At 45.6% G+C, this 21915-nt stretch carries 20 protein-coding genes; 13 read left to right on the forward strand and 7 right to left on the reverse strand.

Annotated features, from left to right (window positions below):
• Positions 1-3: 3 nt before the first annotated feature.
• Positions 4-687: an IS6 family transposase gene (locus N530_RS0113800; RefSeq protein ID WP_026481169.1), complete on the forward strand. Its 684-nt coding sequence runs from the start codon at positions 4-6 to the stop codon at positions 685-687.
• A 104-nt stretch (positions 688-791) separates the two neighbouring features.
• Here N530_RS0113800 and N530_RS0113805 read toward each other — a convergent pair whose 3' ends face one another.
• Positions 792-1262 (reverse strand): pyridoxamine 5'-phosphate oxidase family protein, encoded by a 471-nt coding sequence (locus N530_RS0113805; RefSeq protein WP_026481170.1) that lies wholly within the window; start codon positions 1260-1262, stop codon positions 792-794.
• Positions 1263-1650: 388 nt separating this feature from the next.
• On the opposite strand from N530_RS0113805, the gene N530_RS0113810 reads away from it, so the two are divergent.
• The 12 genes from N530_RS0113810 to N530_RS0113865 all read left to right on the forward strand — a co-directional run bounded on the left by N530_RS0113810 (position 1651) and on the right by N530_RS0113865 (position 16357).
• On the forward strand, positions 1651-1845 hold the full coding sequence (locus N530_RS0113810) for a DUF3008 family protein (RefSeq protein WP_026481171.1): 195 nt from the start codon (positions 1651-1653) through the stop codon (positions 1843-1845).
• A 1-nt stretch (position 1846) separates the two neighbouring features.
• Entirely contained in the window at positions 1847-2677 is an 831-nt protein-coding gene (locus N530_RS0113815; protein ID WP_026481172.1) for an SDR family oxidoreductase, read from the forward strand.
• 48 nt (positions 2678-2725) lie between these two features.
• Positions 2726-3316: an exopolysaccharide biosynthesis protein gene (locus N530_RS18250; RefSeq protein ID WP_035267239.1), complete on the forward strand. Its 591-nt coding sequence runs from the start codon at positions 2726-2728 to the stop codon at positions 3314-3316.
• Between the two features lie 135 nt (positions 3317-3451).
• Positions 3452-3670 (forward strand): hypothetical protein, encoded by a 219-nt coding sequence (locus N530_RS0113825; protein ID WP_026481173.1) that lies wholly within the window; start codon positions 3452-3454, stop codon positions 3668-3670.
• A gap of 401 nt (positions 3671-4071) precedes the next feature.
• Complete coding sequence (locus N530_RS0113830; RefSeq protein ID WP_026481174.1) at positions 4072-4557, forward strand: MgtC/SapB family protein; 486 nt, start codon at positions 4072-4074, stop codon at positions 4555-4557.
• Positions 4558-4843: 286 nt separating this feature from the next.
• Positions 4844-6502, forward strand: a complete 1659-nt coding sequence (locus tag N530_RS0113835) for a sensor histidine kinase (RefSeq protein ID WP_026481175.1) — start codon at positions 4844-4846, stop codon at positions 6500-6502.
• A 236-nt stretch (positions 6503-6738) separates the two neighbouring features.
• Entirely contained in the window at positions 6739-7821 is a 1083-nt protein-coding gene (locus tag N530_RS0113840) for an endonuclease/exonuclease/phosphatase family protein (RefSeq protein WP_026481176.1), read from the forward strand.
• Positions 7822-8044: 223 nt separating this feature from the next.
• Positions 8045-10309 (forward strand): acyl-CoA dehydrogenase, encoded by a 2265-nt coding sequence (locus N530_RS18255; protein WP_035267241.1) that lies wholly within the window; start codon positions 8045-8047, stop codon positions 10307-10309.
• Positions 10306-11601 (forward strand): acetyl-CoA C-acetyltransferase, encoded by a 1296-nt coding sequence (locus tag N530_RS0113850; RefSeq protein ID WP_026481177.1) that lies wholly within the window; start codon positions 10306-10308, stop codon positions 11599-11601. Before N530_RS18255 ends, N530_RS0113850 begins: the two co-directional genes overlap by 4 nt.
• Positions 11601-13673 (forward strand): 3-hydroxyacyl-CoA dehydrogenase NAD-binding domain-containing protein, encoded by a 2073-nt coding sequence (locus tag N530_RS0113855; RefSeq protein WP_026481178.1) that lies wholly within the window; start codon positions 11601-11603, stop codon positions 13671-13673. Before N530_RS0113850 ends, N530_RS0113855 begins: the two co-directional genes overlap by 1 nt.
• Positions 13666-15510 carry an acetyl-CoA hydrolase/transferase C-terminal domain-containing protein gene (locus tag N530_RS0113860; RefSeq protein ID WP_026481179.1) on the forward strand — a complete coding sequence of 615 codons (1845 nt, stop codon included), beginning with the start codon at positions 13666-13668 and terminating at the stop codon, positions 15508-15510. Before N530_RS0113855 ends, N530_RS0113860 begins: the two co-directional genes overlap by 8 nt.
• 88 nt (positions 15511-15598) lie before the next feature.
• Entirely contained in the window at positions 15599-16357 is a 759-nt protein-coding gene (locus N530_RS0113865) for a flavodoxin family protein (protein WP_026481180.1), read from the forward strand.
• 87 nt (positions 16358-16444) lie between these two features.
• Here the strand turns inward: N530_RS0113865 and N530_RS0113870 are convergent, their stop codons facing one another.
• From N530_RS0113870 to nhaC, 6 genes are all read right to left on the reverse strand, one after another.
• Positions 16445-17008 (reverse strand): hypothetical protein, encoded by a 564-nt coding sequence (locus tag N530_RS0113870; RefSeq protein WP_026481181.1) that lies wholly within the window; start codon positions 17006-17008, stop codon positions 16445-16447.
• A gap of 160 nt (positions 17009-17168) precedes the next feature.
• Positions 17169-17528, reverse strand: coding sequence for a PRC-barrel domain-containing protein (locus N530_RS0113875; RefSeq protein WP_026481182.1), 360 nt, complete (start codon positions 17526-17528; stop codon positions 17169-17171).
• A gap of 463 nt (positions 17529-17991) precedes the next feature.
• The gene (locus N530_RS0113880) at positions 17992-18276 is read right to left on the reverse strand and encodes a BON domain-containing protein (RefSeq protein WP_026481183.1); all 285 of its coding nucleotides are present in this window, start codon (positions 18274-18276) and stop codon (positions 17992-17994) included.
• Between the two features lie 194 nt (positions 18277-18470).
• Complete coding sequence (locus N530_RS0113885) at positions 18471-18989, reverse strand: DUF421 domain-containing protein (protein ID WP_026481184.1); 519 nt, start codon at positions 18987-18989, stop codon at positions 18471-18473.
• A 370-nt stretch (positions 18990-19359) separates the two neighbouring features.
• Positions 19360-19836 carry a ferritin-like domain-containing protein gene (locus tag N530_RS0113890; protein WP_026481185.1) on the reverse strand — a complete coding sequence of 159 codons (477 nt, stop codon included), beginning with the start codon at positions 19834-19836 and terminating at the stop codon, positions 19360-19362.
• Between the two features lie 359 nt (positions 19837-20195).
• Positions 20196-21689, reverse strand: a complete 1494-nt coding sequence (gene nhaC, locus N530_RS0113895) for a Na+/H+ antiporter NhaC (protein ID WP_026481186.1) — start codon at positions 21687-21689, stop codon at positions 20196-20198.
• Positions 21690-21915 lie beyond the last annotated feature (226 nt).

Here is a 21915-nt window from a genome sequence, read left to right on the forward strand (position 1 = left end):
AATATTTTTAAGTATTTTAAAACTTCGCCTGAAATCATCAAATTAGCCGTGATGTATTATGTCCGTTTTCCACTCAGTTTGCGGCAAGTGGAGGATATTCTGCATGAACGCGGAATCGATATCTGCCACGAAACGGTGCGCTCTTGGTGGAACCGTTTTGGCCCTTTGTTGGCAAATAAAGTTAGGCAGCAACGAGCAGGGCATCACTCAAATTGGCGTTGGCATATTGACGAGGTTTTTGTCAAAATAAATGGTAAAAGATACTACCTCTGGCGTGCCATTGATCATGAAGGCACGGTATTGGAAAGCTATGTTTCGAAGCGTCGAGATCGACGCGCTGCATTGAAAGTACTAAAGAAATTGCTTTCCAAGTACGGTTCCCCCGCTGAAATAGTTACGGATAAACTTGGCTCCTACAACGCTGCTTTACGTGATCTGGGTATGCGCCATCGGCACGAGACAGGGCAATATCAGAATAATCAGGTCGAGAATTCACATCTTCATTTTAGGCGACGAGAACGGGCAATGGGGCGCTTCCGATCTATGGCAAGTTTGCAAAAGTTCTCGTCTATTCATGCCGCCGTTTTCAACCAATTTAACCATCAACGCCATTTCTTGAGCCGACCAAATTTTAAACAATTACGCGATCAGTCGTTAAACGACTGGCGTATTTTGTGCTCGGCATGATTATTGTTTGTGTGGCCTTTCACATCAGCTTAAAGTTCCTCTGACAAGACCCCTGAGGGGCAATAAAGACCCTCAGGACGATTGAGAAGAGATTCTTTCATGATCTAGAAAGTTAACGTGGCGCGGCCACCTAAGTCCGGTTTTTCGTCAGTGATGTTTGCTTTAATGGTTTCAAACAAGAAGATGGCGCCGCTTTCAGGGCTGAGCCAAATTTCACCCTCTTTGGGGGTGAATTGAACCAGCACCAAGTCTGGGTCTTCTTTACCGTCTTCATACCAAGAAGCAGCAACAAAACTCCAGATTTCGTCCAATTTTTCTTTGTTGTTCGAAACAGCGGCTGTGCCTTTCACCGACCCGTGCAAACCTGAACCTGTATCGCAAAACGCGAACCGAATGGTTTTACCTGCTTGTGCGGCCTTTGCCGCATCAGTGCCATGGGCAGTTAAGAACCAGATCACACCGTCGTCTTCATCAGAAACATTTGGGGACATGGGGAACAAGCGGCCATCCACTTCCATCAACCCTGCACGTACATCTTCCAAACGGTCCCAAAACTCTTTTTTATAATCAGCCATGATCTCTTTTCCTATCTGTTTGAAAGATGAACGAGCGGAGATAAGGTTTGTTCCCGGTGAGTGTTTTTCTTTACGTGCAAAATTGCTCTGCTGTCAGTGCCAGTTAGCTAGAAGTTGGGTGTTAAGTTAGCCTCCTTCACCTCGCAAATAATCTTTGCCAACTAAGATTATTGTCCGCGCAATTTGGCCGCAATTCAGATTCCATTCAGCCTGAGCTACGTCGAATAAATTCTACTGGAGCTACGGATTGTGGTTTTCAAAGGGGCCGCTCACCTTTGATTATCGTCATTCTCGATGCATTTTGCGCTCAATTACAGCAACATTTTCTAACTTCGTGCGTTTCTATGATGTTCAACACAAAAGCCTAATCATAACACCGGAGGTTTTTATGCCTGCAAAATCCAAATCGCAACAAAAGGCAGCTGGTGCAGCTCTTTCGGCAAAACGTGGCGAAACCAAAGTCTCTGAGCTGAAAGGCGCATCAAAAGAAATGTATGATTCAATGAAAGAGCAAGAGCTGGAAGACTTAGCGTCGACTGATCATGATGATTTGCCAGAAACTGTAGATAAGGAGGAAAATTGAGATGGAAACGGAGCAAAGACAACCCGGTCTAGAACAGGAAATGTCGCCAGAACCAGAATACATGCCGCGATATGCCGGGTCGGGGCGGCTGAAAGATAAAGTTGCAGTTATAACCGGAGGCGATTCCGGCATTGGTCGCGCGACGGCAATACTTTATGCACGTGAAGGGGCATCTATTGCTATAATTTATCTCGATGAAACGGAAGACGCTGAGAAAACGCGGAAACACGTTGAAGATGAGGGTACGCGCTGTATTTTGATTAAGGGTGATGTTGCGGACAAACAATTTTGTGAAAATGCCGTCCTTGAAGCAGTTGAAAAGCTGGGCAAGTTGGACGTCATCGTTGCCAATGCTGCTGAACAGCATGCCGTAGAAAAATTTGAGGACATCTCCGAAGAGCAACTCGAACAAACATTTCAAACCAATGTTTTTGGAAGTTTTTACATACTTCAGGCGGCAATGCCGCACCTTAATCAAGGAGCATCGATTGTATGTACCACTTCTGTCACCGCTTACAGGGGGCAAGACTTATTGCTGGACTATTCGTCAACAAAAGGTGCAATACTGGCACTAGTGCGCGCACTGGCATCAAAATTGGCTGATAAGAATATCCGTGTAAACGGCGTTGCTCCAGGACCAATTTGGACACCGCTTATTCCAGCATCATTTCCACCTGATAAGGTTGAGCGTTTTGGCAAGGATTCTCCATTAGGACGGCCAGGGCAGCCGAATGAAGTTGCTCCAAGTTTCCTGTTCTTAGCATGCCAAGATTCTAGTTACATAACAGGTCAAGTTCTACATCCCAACGGTGGTGAACCTGTATCGGGATAATTACCGACTGCTAGCAATTAGCCTCCCAGAGTAAGGAGCAATGCACGTATGTGCGATGATAAAGCGAGTGGCAAACTAGGTCGCCTCAGCCGGATAGTGGATGAGGTAAAGTTGGGCTGCGAGGACGCAACCGACGAAATTAAAATAACGGACTTGCTTTCTATTATCGGCGATAAAAGCCTGTTGCCTGCTATGTTGTTGCCCGCACTCATTGTTGCAACCCCGCTTTCGGGCATTCCTGGAGTTTCTGCTGTGGGCGGCCTGATTATAGCGCTATTTTCTTTTGAGCTTATATTTAATTTCCGAGAAATCTATCTCCCAAAAAAGCTGCGATCGCATTCAATTGATCCGGATAAGCTTAGTCGTTCTATTGATAAAATTGCGCCAATAATAAAATGGATCGACAAGCACTCTCGGCCGCGAATACAATTCCTATTTCATCGACCGTTTATCTGGATTCCGCAATTGGTGTGCCTATTTACAGGGCTTTCAATGCCTTTTTTGGAATTTGTTCCTTTCTCTTCCTCAATCGCGGCGATTGGAGTGACTCTGCTTGTTATCTCAATGTTGACCGAGGATGGATTGGTTTTTCTCCTTGCGATCTTGCCTTATGCTTTGGGTATTTATCTCATTGTGTAGAAGAACCAAGCTGAGAAGCGATTAAGTGACAGTATGAGACGATCGCCTTGATATTTGGGTGCCCCAAAAGCAATTATTTTCAGCAACTTTTTTCATGTCTGAGCATTGGTTTAATAACAGCGAAGGGAGATGAAAATGACAAAACCTGAAAGATCTAATACCAATATCAAGGAAGTGGACTTGGCTCAGGACAAAATGGGCGACAATGACCTTCAGGCTAATGACCAACGCAATGTGCGCAACCAGCGCGAAGCGGTGCCAGATGTGAAGAAAGAGGCAGACGGTGTGGTAGAAAGCTTTGAGAAAATGGACAAAGACGTTCGCGCTAAGCGTGATCTCCATAAGAAGGAATAAGCTTAAATTAGCTGCAGCTGATAAGCTGCAGCTTTTTTTTCGAGAAAAAGCGTCTCAGTTAGAGGCCAATTTTTAAGTTGTATTCCAGTAATTTAGCGTTAAATTTCTATTGTCTTCCCTTTCAGAAGTATGACGTTTATCGCGCTAAAAGTTTCCGAAGATACTTTAGCTGTTCAGTTTTGCTTGTATTTTCACATATCGCAGCAGCCTTCCACATAAGAACACAGCATCCCGTCAAGCACATCGCCAACGATAAAATGTAAACCAATTTAGTTCTGCCTTTTGGTTTAATTCGGAACAACGGATCCTAGTATTAGCTCCGATCAAAAATGCGAAGATCCGCTTGGGAACTTTACGCATATTTCGCCGTTTGGTTTTTAAATAAAAACTGGCGAGGTGAAATGTTCGAACAACTGAAAAACGAATTTTCAACAATCAGCGATCCATCAATTCTTATCATCACAGTGCGGTTAATTGGTGCAGCCCTTCTTTGCGGATTGATCGGTTATGAACGCGAAGTGCATAAAAATACCGCTGGTCTTCGCACAAATATGCTCGTTGGAGCCGCTGCCGCTTGTTTCGCAATAATTACCCTTACGATGTTGAATTCGCCCTTAGCTGGTGAAGATGTTCAAGCTGACCCAATAAGGCTTGTGGAAGCTGTTACAAACGGAGTCGCTTTTCTAGCCGCTGGAATCGTTGTCTTCACTCAGGGTAAAGTGAAGGGTCTTACAACTGGTGCCAGCATGTGGATTAGTGCTGCAATTGGATTGGCGGCAGGTCTTGGTTATTGGCCTATTGCGCTGATCACAACACTGCTCGGTGTTATTGTGTTAGCTTTATTAAGACGTGTACAGATTGCCGTTGGCATGAAAGATAAAAGCTAGCAATTTATATTATTTAGCCTCACTGCACTTGATTTAAACATGGAGTAGCAATGTGCAAGCGCTGAAATATTATCAGCAAGAACAAGCCGACACTAATCCATCGATCATAGATGTCTAACAACTATGATTTCCCCAGATAAAATTTATAATTCAAAGCAATTCGATTGATAAGGCTCTGTTTTTAATTATCTTATTGAATACCTCGTCATGCCGTGCATGAAAAGGATACCAACAATGATGGATTTATTTGAGCATGCAATAAATTTGTATCGCTGCGAGGGAATAAATGAAGCGGTTTTCAATATCTGTTTGGCTAACAGCCTTATTGTTTTTGCTGTTTTTGCCACTGTTTTTATTTTTCTTATTTCTGGTTGCGCAGTTAAAAATATCTGAAGATGCAGCACTTGAGCGACGCACATTGAGGACGGCGGTTGCCGTTTCCCAAGGTACTCAACATATTATAGAGAGTATGACGCAAACCTTGAATGTAGTTTCCTCTGCTCAGGAATTGGCAGAAGGAAACCTACAAGATTTTCATGCGAAAACACGATTCGCACTTAAGGATACAGCAAATTTTATCATCGTTGTTCGTGAGGACGGCCAACAGCTATTAAATACGCGCGTCCCTTTTAACACAGAACTAGGTGCTATTTCTGACTTGGGGGGGCTTGCCACTGTACTATCTCGGAATGATATTCACGTTTCCGGCATATTTAAGGGAAGGACGAGCGAACAGTGGGTGTTTAACGTCACTAAAGCCCTGCCACCTCGTCGTGAAACCACGGCAAGAGCGATCATAACAACACGTAACGCCCAAGAATTGGAAAGTGTTTTTCAGACAATATCACTGCCTAAATCTTGGATTGCTTCAATTGTTGACGGATCGGGACGCGTCGTGGTGTCATCAGACAGAACTAAAAAAAGCCCAGGTGATTTAGTTGATCTTCCACCTAATGTCGATTTGGAGAGAATACTATCTGACACACAGCAAAGCGTATACATCAGAGACGAAGGGGATGTTCTAACAGCTGTAAAAGTGCGTGGAGCAGATTGGAAGGTTATCGTTCAAGGGCCCGTGGCTATGGCGCAAGAGTCGGTATATGACGCTTGGAAAATCTTAATTTTTGGAAGTCTATTCTTTGCAATTCTATCGGCCGTAGTTTTCTATCTTTTTTCATTTTACCTGCGAAAATCTATTCGCGGTATTGCTCGTATGGCGAAGCAATTAGGTACTGGGGAAATTGTTTCCCCCCTTGCTTCACGTATTTCTGAAATTGACACAGTGGCTAAAGCGCTTTCCGATGCGTCATTTGACCGTAGTCAACGCGAAGATACGATCACTGTGGTAATGCGCGAACTTGCTCATCGAACCAAAAATCTTATCGCTGTCGTCATTTCGATGGTTAGGCAAAGTTCCCGTCGCGCTAATTCAACTGAAGAAATGACAAAAACCCTGATTGATCGTGTCATGGGTTTGGGTTTTTCCATTGATTTATTGACTGCACGTGAGTGGGGCGGGGTGCCAATAAGTGAATTACTTGAAAAGCAATTATCAAATTTTGGTAATATAGGTCAAAATATCTGCCTTAAGGGGCCTGACATCAATTTGCGTGCAGAAGCCGTACAGCATCTTGGTATGGCAATTCATGAGCTGGCAACGAATGCTGGTAAGCATGGAAGCTTGAGAAATGCTAAAGGTCGTGTTGATGTCTCATGGAAAACATTCGATGTCGATGGTATCCAGAAATTAGAATTTCTTTGGCAAGAGCGAGGTGGACGAAAAGTCAAAATACCAAAAGACAAAGGCTTTGGCTCGCAAATATTAGAACGGTTTGCGGCGATGGCTCTTAATGGTGTAAGTACAATTACTTATGAACCTGCAGGATTGATATGGTCATTAACGGTTCCACTGGAGACGCTAACGGACCACCAGTCAAATACGTAGAAGCGGTATCAACGGATTATAAGCAAAATGTAAACCATTAGGAACATGCTAATTTTTGCGTTCGTGGTTTTGGTCAAAAAGCGAATAGGAATTAGCGAATCTTTGCAACTAAGCAGGCCTCCTAAGAGTTAGTGTGGAGCGGGTCCTGTAGTTCGTCTGCCCGCTTTCAGATATGAAGTACTGTAGCCGAGTTTAGCTGTGCTTACCGCTAGATCGGAAGTAAAGGTGTAAAGTTCGTGATCGGGTTTTTAGGTTCTATTGCAGTGATTTGCTTGCTAACGAGCACTGTACCTTTATTGCCAATTGGACATGGCGCGGTGCGGGCCTTTGATTTCCCGCGGCTACAAATTGCAACACTCTCCGGTGTCACCTTCCTAATTGCTTTAATTGTTTTGCCTTATACGTTTAGTTCTGGGATCGTTTTTTTGTTGCTGGTAGCGGCCTTAGCTTTGCAGCTCACAAAAATTGCAAAATTTAGTCCTTTATGGAGGCGTGTTGTTTGCAATTTTGACGGGAATGAAGCCGAAGTTTCGACAATAAACTTGATGGTTTCTAACGTCAAAATGGGAAACCGTGACTATGGCAGACTTATTCATTTGATCAAGCAACGCAATCCGGATATCGCGTTGTTGATTGAGGTAGATAATGCATGGATGGAAGCTCTTAGCGACATTGTTCAGGAGTATAAATATAATGTTTCCTGCCCAAGCGAAACAAGCTACGGAATGCTTATCGTCTCGAAATACCCGCTCATATCGAGCCAAATAAACTATCTTTTGAAAAGTGAAGTTCCATCATTTGATATTGTGATGGAGCACGATAGTGGCGATCAGTTCCGATTAATTGCATTGCATCCTGAGCCTCCTGTCTTGACTAAAGATACCGTTGGTCGGGATGGTGAAATATCTATAGTTGCAAAAAAAGTGCGGAATTATGACGGTCCTCTCATCGTTGCTGGCGATCTCAATGATGTTGCATGGTCGAGAACCACCCGCCGGTTCATGAGAGTTTCAAGACTTTTAGATCCGCGAGAAGGACGCGGCATGTATAATACTTTTGATGCGCGATACATTTTTATCAGGTGGCCACTGGACCATATTTTTCATTCTGGTCACTTTAAAATAATACACATGGAACGTATGCCAAAAATTGGCTCTGACCATTTTCCCATGTTCTATAAATTGGCGTTGGATGCAAAAGAAACGCAATCACCAGAGATCAGTGATGCCGATAATCAAGATGTCGATGAGACAGATGATGTTATCGAGGAAGCCAAAGATAAAGACGATGATGCCGTGGGTACTGATTGGGAGAAGTGAGCGCGACAAAGGTGGTCATTATCAAGAGATTAAAATGCTAGATTTTTGACATCTCATGAAATGAAACTAGGCCAATTAGTTTTGTGGAGCCGTTTAACGGTATAGAGCCGCACACATTGAAAATGTACAGACATACTATATTCGTCAAATTACTAGGATTTAAGCTGAGGTAGTTGGAACTTTGGTTGCGTAAACCGCGTTAACGACTTGGAGGTTCCTAGTCATGAATAGTTTGCGCGCGAAAATACTTACAAGACCAATTCACAGATGGGCGAAGAAGGCTCTGCCCGCACTGTCACAGACAGAAAGTGAAGCACTCACAGCTGGTGAAGTCTGGTGGGAAGCTGAACTGTTTTCTGGCAATCCGGATTGGTCTAAATTGCTGGATGTGAAGACGCCGCAATTGAGCGTGGAAGAACAATTATTTTTTGATGGTCCATGCCAAGAACTCTGCGGCATGATTGATGATTGGAAAATCAATCAAATCGACGGTGATTTGCCCGCAGAAGTCTGGCAATTCTTACGCGACAATAAGTTCTTTGGCATGATAATTCCCAAATCACATGGCGGGTTAGGATTTTCTGCTTTCGCTCATTCAGAGATAGTGCGTTACATTTCCACCCGTTCCGTTGCCGCTGCGGTTACTGTGATGGTGCCCAATTCGCTCGGCCCCGGTGAATTGCTTCACCAGTTTGGTACTGACGAGCAAAAAGACTACTGGCTTCCACGCTTGGCTGATGGGCGTGAGTTACCTGCATTTGGCTTAACAAGCGCCGAGGCTGGTTCGGATGCGTCGGCAATGGTGGATGAAGGCGTTATCTGTAAAGGCCATTGGGACGGGGAGGAAGTGCTCGGTATTCGCCTCAACTGGGCGAAGCGTTACATCACGCTCTCACCTGTTTGTACCGTTTTGGGGTTGGCTTTTAAGCTCCGCGATCCTGATGCTTTGTTGGGTAATGAGGAAGGATTAGGCATTACGTGCGCATTGGTGCCCACTGGTCTTGACGGTGTTGAAACAGGTCGGCGCCACCTGCCATCATCGACAATGTTCATGAATGGACCCACGACAGGTAAAGATGTTTTCATACCGCTTGATTATATTATCGGAGGTCCTGAATTTGCGGGCAAGGGCTGGATGATGCTAATGAGCGCACTTGCTGCAGGGCGGGGTATTTCACTACCGTCAATGGGGTGTGCGGCGATTGCTTATAGTGCTCATACGACAGGAGCTTATGCGCGTATTCGTGAACAGTTTAACCTTCCCATTGGTAAATTTGGTGGGGTTCAAGCCCGTATGGGACGCCTTGCGGCTGATGCTTATGCAATGGATGCTGCTCGACATTTAACATGCGCAGGTCTTGATGAAGGACGCGCTCTATCCGTTATATCAGCTATCATGAAGGCTCATGCTACGTTCAAGATGCGTGAAGCGATCAATGACGCAATGGATGTTCATTCTGGTAAGGCTGTAATTGACGGCCCTTCAAATTATCTTTTGCCGCTCTATCGCGCTGTACCAATTGGAATTACGGTGGAAGGCGCAAATATCGTTACGCGCAGTTTGATAATTTTTGGGCAGGGGTCAATTCGTGCGCACCCCCATATGCTCGACAATATCTTGGCATTGCAGGAGTTTGATCCACATAAATCACTTGAAATGTTTGATAAATCATTTTGGGCGCATGTCGGCCACACAACCATGACTTTGTTTCGCGCTTGGGGCAGGGCATGGACAGGCGGACGATTTGCGCCTGCGCCTGATGCCGGAAAAGCAACGCCCATTTATCGACAGTTGGCGCGGTGGTCGGCTGCTTATGCGCTAACTGCTGATTTTGCATTTCTAACACTCGGCGGTGAACTCAAACGCAAAGAGATGATTTCTGGCCGTATGGGCGATATCCTATCAGAAATGTATATTCTATCCGCTGCGCTTAAACGGTGGGAAGACGAAGGGCGACAAAATGCAGATCTTCCCGTCTTAGAATATGCTGCAGCGGCAGGTTTGAAACGTGTTCAAGCGGCCTTGGATGAAGTGATAAATAATCTACCGGCCCGTTGGGCTGCTTGGATTTTGAAGTTCTTCACACTGCCTGGTTCAACGGTTGCCGGACCAAGCGATCAACTTGCAGCAATATGTAGTGACCTGATTTTTGAACCTTCTGCCACGCGCAACCGCATTACGGGTCAATTGTTTAAAGGTGCCAATGGTGATGCTTTGCAGGTGCTCAACGATTGCTACCCTAAAGTGATAGATATGGCGCCAGTGATGAAGCGCTTGCGCGATGCGAAGAAGTCACCTGAGGAAGCACTCGAAGCTGGATTGCTCGATGATGCGGAATGGGCAAATCTCAAAGAGATGAAGTCGCTTGTTGATAAGGTTGTTGCTGTCGATGAATATTCGCCGGACGAGTTTGCAGATTTATACCGCAACCCAACAGCAATAGGTAATCAATCTTCGGATGAGCGAGCGATAGAGGCTGCAGAATGAAAAAACATCAAAAGCAACGAGTGTTTCTTGTCGATGGCGCTCGAACACCTTTTTTAAAAGCACGCGGTGCTCCGGGGCCTTTTACCCCCGTTGACCTTGCTGTGCAGTGTGGGCGTCCTTTGCTGGCACGGCAGTATTTTGACCGTAAGGTTTTTGATCTCGTTATCCTTGGCTGTGTCAATGTTATTGCGGATGAAATGAATCCTGCACGTGTGGCCGCGCTGCGTCTTGGACTTGGCGAACAGATGGTTGCGTTCACAATGCAGATCAATTGCGGCTCCGGTATGCAGAGTATTGATACAGCTTACCGCTATATACGTGATGGATCGCACCAAATGATTTTGGCTGGCGGCGCAGAAGCGCTCAGTCATTCTCCGTTGGTACTGCGCAATTCAGCAGTAGAATGGTTTGGCAGAATGAACGCTGCAAAAGGACCGCTGGAACAAGCGCGCGCAATGGCGGGAGTAAGGCCAGAGTTTCTCAAACCAGTAATTGGTCTGGAACGCGGTCTGACAGACCCGATTACAGAGTTAAATATGGGACAGACAGCAGAAGTGCTCGCGCACCATTTTAATATTGATCGTGAAAAGGCTGACACTTATTCCATGCAGAGTCATCACCGCTTAGCTAAAGCGCAAAATGACGGGACTTTGAACGGCGAAGTGATACCTGCCTTTGACCGAGACGGGGCGGTGTATGATCATGATGATGGCGTGCGACCCGATAGTAATATGGCAGGGCTGGCAAAACTCAAACCGGTTTTTGAGAAACCTTATGGCAAGGTAACGGCTGGTAACTCAAGCCAGATCACAGATGGTGCAAGCTGGGTCATTCTGGCATCGCAAAAGGCTGTCGATGAGTATAGCTTGGAGCCGCTCGCAGAGATTACAGACAGCGAATGGGCAGCTTTGGACCCATCAATAATGGGCCTTGGGCCCGTCATGTCTGTGTCGCCGATCGTGCAGAGGCATAAGTTAAAACTTGAAGATATTGATGTATGGGAACTCAACGAGGCTTTCGCAGCACAATTGCTGGCCTGTCTAGCGGCTTGGGAAGATGTTGATTTTTGCCGTGAATTACTGGGCATGGACAATGCCTTTGGGCGCATAGACCGTGATCGGTTGAATGTTGATGGCGGAGCGATTTCATTGGGCCACCCTGTTGGCACCAGCGGCAACAGGATTGTGTTACATTTGGCCAACGCTATGAAAAAGCGCGGTGCCAAACGCGGTATTGCAACCGAATGTATCGGCGGCGGCCTCGGCGGTGCAATGCTATTGGAGGCAGTTTAATGACGGGCGAAGTTCTCACATTTTTAAGCGAAAAAAAATTGGAATTGGGTCCGGCAGGCGCGCGCATTGGTAATTGGCGCACGGGCCGTGACGAAGCCGGTATTTTATGGCTTGTGCTCGACAAGGCGGACACAAATACCAATACGATTTCAGAAGATGTAATCCGTGAATTGGATGCGCATATCAGATCTGCCGAATCTGACCTGCCCAAAGCACTGGTTATCCGTTCGGCCAAAAAAACAGGTTTTGCAGCGGGCGCTGATATTACAAGTTTCGAAGCAATGTCGGGCAGCGGTGCAGCCGAATTGCTCCAGCAGGGCCATGATGTGCTGGACCGGATTGAGGCATTAAGCTGCCCAACGATTTGTATTGTGCATGGTCCAGCGCTTGGCGCAGGCTTTGAATTGGCGCTGGCATGCGATTACCGCATCGCGGTGGATGGTGCGACCTTTGCCTTTCCTGAAGTTCAACTGGGTTTGCACCCAGGGCTCGGTGGTACTTTCCGACTTCCGTCGTTGATTGACCCTACGGAAGCGATGACAATGATGCTGACCGGAAAAAAGGCATACACCAAGCGCGCGAAAACACTGGGTATTGCCGAACTTGTCGTGGAAGAGCGTCATGTCGCCAGTGCAGTTTGCGATGTTGCCGACGGCAATGTTGAAAAAACCAGACAAGGGCTAAAAGCCCGTGCGCTTGAATTTGATCAGGCGCGCAGTCTGGTGGCGCGTACCATGCGCAGAGAAACAGAAAAGAAGGCGCCCAAAGAGCATTACCCTGCGCCCTATGCGTTAATTGATCTTTGGGAAGAGCATGGCACCGATGAGAAGAAAATGCAGGTAGCGGAAATCCGCTCTTTTGCAGATTTACTTAAAACAGACACGTCTAAAAATCTCAGACGCGTATTTTTCCTTCGTCAATCTCTGAAGGATGCTGCGCGCGGCGACGATCATATTGCACATGTGCATGTAATCGGGGCAGGGGCGATGGGCGCGGAAATTGCAACGGTCTGCGCTATCAAGAGTAAACAGGTCACGTTAAGCGATCTGGAAATCAATGCTCTTGGTAATGCCATTAAATTGGCAGCAAAAATCTGTAAAGCAAAGCATTTAAGCGATATCGAGTCCCGTGATGCACTGGACCGTCTTATGCCAGACCCGAACGGCTATGGCATTGCGCAAGCTGATTTGATTATCGAGGCAGCGCCAGAACGCGTGGATATTAAGGAAGAAATTTATGCAGGACTTAAAGGTAAAATGAAGAAGGACGCGATTTTAGCGTCCAATACATCCAGCCTTTCAATTGATTTGCTTGCTACCTATGCACCACTGAATTCCTCTTTTGCTGGTTTGCACTTTTTCAATCCGGTGTCGAAAATTGACGTTGTGGAGGTTATCAAAGGAAAGGCGACAGATTCGCAAACCGCAAAACGCTTGGCTGCTTTTTGTGGTACGATTGGAAAATTACCCGCACAGGTGCGTGATTATCCTGGATTTCTCGTCAACCGCGCGCTCACACCGTACCTTATGGAAGCAATGGTGCTCATGGATGAAGGGGTTTCGAAGGAAGTTATAGATACTGCCGCGCTGCGCTTTGGCATGCCGATGGGGCCTGTAACATTAGCCGATCAAGTAGGCCTTGATATCGGCCTGCATGTGGCCGAGTCGCTTGCGGATAATCTCGACAAACCAATGGCGAAAATATCTGAAACGTTATGCCGTAAAGTTGAAAGCGGCGAAGTTGGCAAAAAATCTGGTAAAGGATTTTATGATTGGTCCGAAGGCACACCGCATCCGACATTCGATGGAGAACTGCCGCCGAATTTGACTGACCGCCTGATTTTGCCGATGATTAATGCGTGTGTTGAAGTGCTACGCAAAGGTATCGCGGAAAGTGAAAATCAAGTGGATGGGACGATGATATTTGCAACCGGATGGGCACCGTTTCGCGGCGGTCCTATGCATTATGCCCATAACCGTGGAATATCAGAAATAATCTCAAGATTAAAAGAGCTGGAAGCCGCGCACGGTCCCCGTTTTGCACCCGATGTCGGTTGGAACACCATTGGTTAATCGGCCAAGTATTTATACTGATGCTGACAGGATGGCGCGCGCGCTGTTTGAACGTTTGGGTGGTCATATTCGCCTCGCTTTGCCTCTGGGTTTAGGAAAGCCTGTAACGCTTGTGAACGCATTGACACGGCTCGCCGTTGCCGATCCTGATCTTAAATTGTCGATATTTACTGCGCTTACGCTGCAACGGCCCAAAGCTGGATCGGACATAGAAAAACGCTTTTTAGAACCGGCGATGGACCGTCTGTTTGGTCGATACCCGTCTTTGCTTTATGCAGATTTAATTGCTGCGGATAAATTGCCAAACAATATCGAGGTTTCAGAGTTTTTCTTTCAAGCCGCAACTTGGCTGGGCAATAGCTACGCTCAACGTCACTATATTTCCGCTAACTACACCCATGCGCGTGATGTGTTGATTGCACAAAACCCCAATTTGCTATCGCAACTGGTACCTCGCGATGGAAATCGCATCAGTCTTTCATGCAATACGGATATTTCTGCTGATCTGTTTGAATTGCGAAAGCAAGGGAAAATGGATTTCATTGCTGTTGGTGAATTGTGTGACGCGCTGCCATTTATGGACGGACCCGCGGCATTGCCTGAAAATGAACTGGAAATGCTGCTGGAGCCGGCCGAGCAAGTTGATTTGTTCTCGGCTGTGCGGCGGCCTGTTTCAAACGCGCAGTATGCCATGGGGCTGCATGTGTCGCGAATGATTGTTGATGGCGGCACATTACAGATCGGTATAGGTGCGATTGGTGATGCTGTTGCCCATGCGCTGATGCTTCGCGATAAAGCGGCTCTGGGTGATGTTTGGAAAACGTCGCCCTTTGTGCTGAGCGGCGGCGAAATAGCACCTTTCAAAACGGGACTTTATGCGGTCAGCGAAATGCTGGTTGGCGGTCTTCTAGCTCTGTTTGAAAGCGGTATCATACGGCGCGAAGTTGATGGCGTTTCAATTCATGCCGGATTTTTCGTCGAAGCGCGCGACATGTATAAACAACTGCGTGCGATGGCCCCCTCTAAACGCGCAAAAATCGCGATGATGCCAGTCAGCTTTACCAATGCGCTTTACGGCGATGAGGAGGCTAAGCGCACTGCGCGTGTAGACGCACGGTTTATCAACAGTTCGATGAAAGTCAGCATTTTAGGCGATGCCATGTCGGATGCGGCCGAAACGGGGGCGGTTGTAAGCGGTATAGGTGGCCAATTTAACTTTTTCGAACAAGCTTTTGCGCTGGATGATGGCCGCGCAATCCTAACAGTGCCAGCAACACGATTCAGTGGTGGCAAAACTACATCCAATATTGTGTGGCAATTGTCCGTTACATCAGTACCGCGCCATATGCGCGACATCGTCATCACAGAATATGGTGCAGCCGACTTGAGAGGGCAAACAGATGAAGAGGTCATCAAGCGCATGATCGCTATCACTGATAGTCGATTTCAGAATGCTCTCGTAAAAAAGGCAAAGAACTGCGGTAAGCTTTCGGAGAACTATCAGCTACCAGAAGAGTTTAGAAACAACACGCCGCAAGCGCTTGAAAACTGGCTAACGCCTTATCGAGATATGCTCTTGCCAGATTTTCCATTGGGTAGCGATTTTGAAGAGATTGAACGGGTTCTCTTGCCTGCTTTATCGCGCTTGTCACAAGCGACCACTAGTAAAGTGGATTTGGTGAGATTGATTTGGTCTTCAGTTTTTGAAAGCGCCCATCCGAGCGAAGAGGATGCAATGGAAAGAATGGGCTTTGATCGTAATAAACTTTTTTTTGAAAGGCCTCAGGCGCGCGCGTTGCGAGGTGCATTGCGTCGAGTTAGCAAAAATAATTTTTGATTGTAGATGGTCATACGACCATCCCGTGAGACAATTAACTGGCAAAATTACATGAGCCCTAAAATCCCACAGTAGGAGTACTTTTATTATGACCTTGAATGAAACCCAATCAAAGTTGTGCGATGATAATCAAACTGACTTTTCGGACCTGAAAGCTGTCATTTTCAACACAAGCTTAAAGCGGGAAGAAGAGAAATCGCACACTAAATTGTTGCTCTCTGTGGCTGGCGAAATCATGTCACGTAACAGGGTTAGCGTGGAACATATTCATGCAGCTTCCCATCAAATCGCTTATGGGGTTTATCCAGATATGACCGACCATGGTTGGGACCGCGATGATTGGCCCGCGCTTTGGGAGAAAGTTGCCGATGCCGACATCTTGATCATAGGGACACCAATTTGGTTGGGCGAGGAGAGTTCCCTCTGCCGTGTTTTGATCGAACGATTATATGGTATGTCGGGGATGTTAAACGATAAAGGGCAAAGTGTTTTCTACGGCAAAACTGGAAGTGCGGTCATCACCGGCAACGAGGACGGGATCAAGCATTGCGCGATGACAATCCTATATGCACTTGGACATCTAGGCTATATGATTCCACCGCAGGCCGATTGTGGTTGGATCGGTGAGGCTGGGCCTGGTCCATCATATGGTGATGACATTGAAGGAGGGCCTGCAGGCTTTAATAATGATTTTACGCAGCGCAATGCAACGATCATGACATGGAACCTTATGCACACGGCGCGGATGCTCAAAGACGCCGGTGGATTGCCCAATCACGGTAACGATCGTAATGCTTGGAAGGCCGGTTGCCGGTTCGATTATGAAAACCCAGAGCATCGAAGATGAACAAATTTATCGGATAAAAAAAGGCCATAAAGACGTGTGGCGAGGATAATTTGACGATAATATGGGCTTATATCAACAGTCACTTGTTTATATAGCGAAGTAATTTATTTTTAGTTGATATCGACCGCACCAACCTCGAATTTGAGTTGCGTAAAGCGTTGTCGGCCTTATCCAATATTCGTTATTATCGCATCTTAAGTCACATTTGCGATATGCCGCAACTATATTGGTACTTGCAGCTGTAATTGCGGCTATCTTAATTTCGATGCCCTCGATATTATTGATATCGTATCCATCGTAAGTGTTATGCTTCACGCGTTGTAGTATGTTTTCCACACTTCCTATGTCGACAAATTCGCCGCTGTTGAGCGGACCTTGAAGAGTGGTTGCACTGGGCGATTTTAATTCTTCAACGGTGACTTCTGTGCGATCAGCAATGGAGGTTTCGTGTGTACCATCCTTTGTATGTACGGTTAAAATAATTTCCAAAATATAGATCGGTTCTAACCCGAGATTGCTGACAAACACCCGAGCATTTAAATTTTGACTGCCACCTAAATGTATGAGAATTTCTGTGCGGCGCTGTCTTCTAAGGCCGGAGACAAGTATCTGTAAGTAAAACAGCCATACAAAAGCTGTGAGGATAGCCATGACAGTTTGAATTGCCGCGCTATTATCAAGCAGCTATTGCCACATGTTAGTCTTCCCAAAATGTTGAGTTATTTATTATGATGTGACTTGAAGTAGTTTCGTTTTAGATAAATGGAACCCGTAATCAAACATTGGATGATTACGGGTTAGATCTAGATATTTAGAATGCGCCCCAATACGGCGTTACAGCATAATATTCGTGCGTTCGTTTTTCCCAGTCAGGATCATCTTGCCAGTTTTCGGTGCGTGAGGGCGAACCTTTTAGCTGCTCTTCAGTAATGTCAGTGATGTAACCTTCCTTCGCGGTATCATAACGAAGTTTTGCCCAAGGTATGGCGTGCGATTCTTCGCCCATGCCGAGAAAACCACCAAAGTGCATTACAGCGTACGCTACATGGCCTGATTTTTTATCTATCATGAGGTGATCGATATGTCCGACGCTGTCTCCGTCGTTACCGTATACTTCGGTACCATTTACGTCTTTTGAGGAAATGGTATTCGATTTTTTGCTTGTAGTCATTATCGTATCCTTATCTTGCCAGCCCACATAATAAATAAAAATAGGGTCAGATGGTTCCTCGTTTTAGAGGTAAAATCTGAATACGATTTAGAACTTTTCGTGAATTGTCGATCTGCCAACTCCGTACTTTCGAAGTGTGTCGACACATAAATTTGAGAAGAAAATCTCGGAAAATGTACAACTCAAGAGAGGGGATTTAAGTCACATACTGAAAGAATGAAAATCTAATGCATCGCTCGCCAAATTTATCTCTTAGGTTTCTAGAAGGAAATTCACGTGAACTTAAGTAGGTTAATATTACTGATCACAGATAGCATGGAACGCCACTGCCGTTTACCTTAGCAAATGCGAAAAAATTTATAACACTGTGATATACCAGTTTGAAGTCATCAGCTCTGTCGCTTCGGATTTTGAAGGTCACTCCTTTCACGATGCGCATCAGCTAATAGGAACGATAGCTTTATTACTCCGACACAATGTTGCTAACACGGATAGAAATATGGCTTTGCACATTCTCTACCCCATTTACAGCGGAGGCAATTTCGAGGCACCTTTGAACTTCCGTGGCTTGTGACAAATATCCACTTAATATTACATGTCCACCAGATGTCACTAAAACCTCTACATCGACGGCATCGACCCTGCCATCGACAGCTAAAGCTTCTGCGATTTGTGCTTCAAGCTTAGCTTCATAGCCTTTTGCAGCGCCGGCTGGTTCGCCGAAAAATTCGGGTTCTTTGTAAACCATTTGTGCTCGCTTTCCATAGTTCGAAGAAATTTCATTTTATATTTCTTATAGAGGGATTTACTCGCCAACTAACGTTGAGGTCTTTTGTTCCAAAAAAAAGAATTTATCAGAGTGGCATGATACGTAAGTTCTGCGCAGAGAAAACTGCATGTACCCAAGTCGGGATTGATCTAAGTCAGCGAAAGGAGATAGAACTAATCGAATTTGCGAACACCTAAAAGCAATTGCGTTTGTAGTTGTTCACCATGAAGAACCGAAATGTCGCCTGTAGTTTCTAAAATAACAGCACGCACTTGTGCGAAGTCGAGTACGTTTGCCTCTCGTAGCTTTGCTACTACATCTTCTTCAGCAACACGTGTGGCCTTCAAAGCATCGTGTAAAATTTCACCATTCCTCATAAGTAAGACTGGTTGATTTTCAACGGTTGACTTAAATATAGCTGATACCTTTCGCAAACGGGCAGCGGAATATTGAATTCCTAAAAGGCTTGAAATAGCGACGCAGGGCTGTAGAAAAGCTTCCCAGTTCGAGGCTTGGCTTGCTCCCGCTAAGAGGGACCCAGTTGCCACAGTTACCACGAAATCGAATGGTGTCATTTTTGAAAAAGAACGTAAGCCAATAATTCGAACCACTAATATGATCCAAACAATTGCCAAGATTGATAAGAGCACTGCTCTTATAATAGTGTCGTAAGGTTCAATCGATAAAAACATGTTCAGCGCCTTTGGGTGTGGGTCGATTATACCTTCAGTGATGGGGGGCTCTGGTTTCCATTTAATCAATGTAATTAGAGGTATCCGACTGCTGGATATTAAATTAATAAATGCTCAGCGGTAACATTATTATTCCGGTCATTAAAATCACAGTGAGCAACCGTAGGCAGCTTCATGAGGGCGGGCGTATTAGAAGCCCTTAGGAAACTGTCAGCTAGTTCGGTGCGATCTATGACTTTTACCTCTGCCTTATGATTGGCAAAATAATACTAGTTATTGCTGCACGCCAATAGAGTTATTGGCGTGCAACAAAGTACGAGGCAACGCGATAATGGTAAATGTCCATTCTCGCCACTATAGAATAAATGCTTTAATCAGCTTGGTTGATGCTCGATACAGCGAGATTTGTAAGTTTACTATTAGCTGCTTTTTCTTGGTCCAATATGCTAGTAAGCAATTCATGAGCTTCCGTATGTCCTAGCACTTTTGCCCATTCGCGTAGTGTTCCATATCGAGCTATTTCGTAGTGCTCGACAGCCTGGCACGCGGCTAAAAGCCCTGCGTTTTTTGCCTCCCCTGTCGCTTCATCCATGAGCCCTTCAGCTTCTTTGATCAGGCCTTCTATAGCGTCACACTTTTCACCAGATGCGCTTTTACCTATGGATTTGAAAACTTTTTCAAGTGTTTTTATTTGACCTTTTGTTTCCTCTAAATGCTCTTCAATTGCTGCCTTAAGTTTTTTGCCATTTGCAGCGTCGTGCACCTTAGGTAGAGCTTTGATCAAGGCATTTTCTGCATAATAAATATCTTGTAAAGTGTGTTCGAAAATATCTGATAGCGTTTTCATTTTGATCCCTTCTGTGTTTCTGCTTGAAGATCTGTAGAACGATGGATCACGATAAAAGTTCCGCACCGATGACGTTTTACGGTGTGAATTACAGCTTAGAGATAAACCTCAACAAAGTAATTATGATGTTGATCTGATGGAGATTACATTATGCAGTAAGTCCTTTTCTCTTGCATGTTATGGGTCTTCACAGCGGTAAGCTTATTCAGAATATACGTGTTTATTTTGCCCTGATCTGGGCGCACAACCCACATCTTTCAGAATGAATTACTCGGGAAACACACCAGATGAACGCTTTAAAGTTTAGAAGCAGATCTGGCCCGTAATGACCAGCGCTATACTGACTCACCCCCATCAACTTAGGTAATTGCAGTCTCATCATAAGCAAGTTCGTGATCACCAAGATCCATGATCTCTTCATTCTGCTTTGCCCATTCTGTTCGGTCCTTTTCGGTTGCCACAGGCGAAAACAAGTTGGTCAACGCATAGAATATACCGATCAGCGGAGCAGTCCAGCAGGCAAAAGCGAGAGGAATATAAAGTAAATTAGTCATGTTGCCATCCATAACGCCCAAACTAAGTGCTGAGATCACGAAAGCGCCGCCTGCGTTCCATGGGATCAGTGGGCTCATCATCGTTCCGCCTTCTTCAACCGCCCGACTAAGGTTTAATGTTGAATACCCCATGCCGCGGTAAAGAGGTGCAAACATCCGACCTGGTAAGGCGATCGAGATATAGGGATCACCTGCAACCATATTAGTCGCAAACGCGGTGCCAATTGCCGACGTTTGCACAGCGGCAAAGCTTTTCACGCGGCTGATGATCGCCATGATAATAGCTTCCAGGCAACCGGTCCGCTCCAGCGCACCGCCAAACCCAAGCGCAATCAGCATCAGAGAGATGGTCCACATCATAGACTGAATACCACCTGCATTGAGGAGAGTATCAATATCCGCGATACCCGTTTCGATGGAATAACCTGATTGTGCGAACGTGAACACATCATGAAGGCCAACACCTTGCCAGAAGATTGCGACAATGGCACCAGCAATCACGCCTGCAAAAAGAGATGGCAGCGGTGGTTTTTTCATGAGTGCCAGCCCCACCACAATTACAGCTGGAATTAGTGGTACAAAACCAAGATTAAACCGCTCCGTTAGTCCAGATGTAATCTGATTGATGCTGGTGACATCGCCAACGGTCTCACTAATCAGCAAAAATCCAGCAGCAATGTAAATCGTCAGTGCAATCAGCATCGCCGGTACTGTTGTTGGTAACATGTTCTTAATATGGTCGAAAACATTTGTGCCAGTGACCGCCGGAGCCAGATTGGTGGTATCGGACAATGGCGACACTTTATCGCCGAAAAAAGCCCCCGAAACAACAGCACCCGCAGTCCAATACGCAGGAATGCCGAAGCCTGCACCGATACCCATCAGAGCCAAGCCAATCGTACCAACTGTACCCCAGCTCGTCCCCAGCGAAAGCGAAACAACAGCACAAAGAAACATAGCAGCAGCCAGAAAAATAGAGGGTGTAAGCAATGTGAGGCCGTAGTATATTAACGTAGGCACAGTACCCGATGCAATCCAGACACCGATAATCATTCCAACAACGATCAATACGGCCAGAGAGGGCATCGAAACATGTATTACGTGGAAAACACCTTCTCGGATATCCATCCAACCTTGTCCGCGCAGCACACCTAGCAAAGAAGTAATGGCTAAGCCTAAAATTAAGGGGATGTGAGGCGTAAAATCACCATAGTAGAACAGCTGAAGTGCAAGTAAACCAAGTGTCAATACAACTGGTAAAAGCGCCAGAGGTAAAGATGGCAGGTTATTTTTATCCATTTTATCTGTTTCCCTAATTACTATTGTTATACAGTGATATGCATACTTATATTTTCTTACTTATTGCAGGAATGAAAAATGGAAAGGCCTGACTTTTCAGTAACAAAGTTTATCCATACTGTTTGCGCGATTTATTCCATATTTAGGGCTCTTTAATCATGCTACCAAATTTGTTCAAAGTGCTCGCTCTGAAGTATAATCATTCATTTTTTAAAACAGACTTGTT

This window comes from Ahrensia sp. 13_GOM-1096m, from assembly GCF_000620605.1.
Lineage (GTDB): Bacteria > Pseudomonadota > Alphaproteobacteria > Rhizobiales > Rhizobiaceae > Ahrensia > Ahrensia kielensis.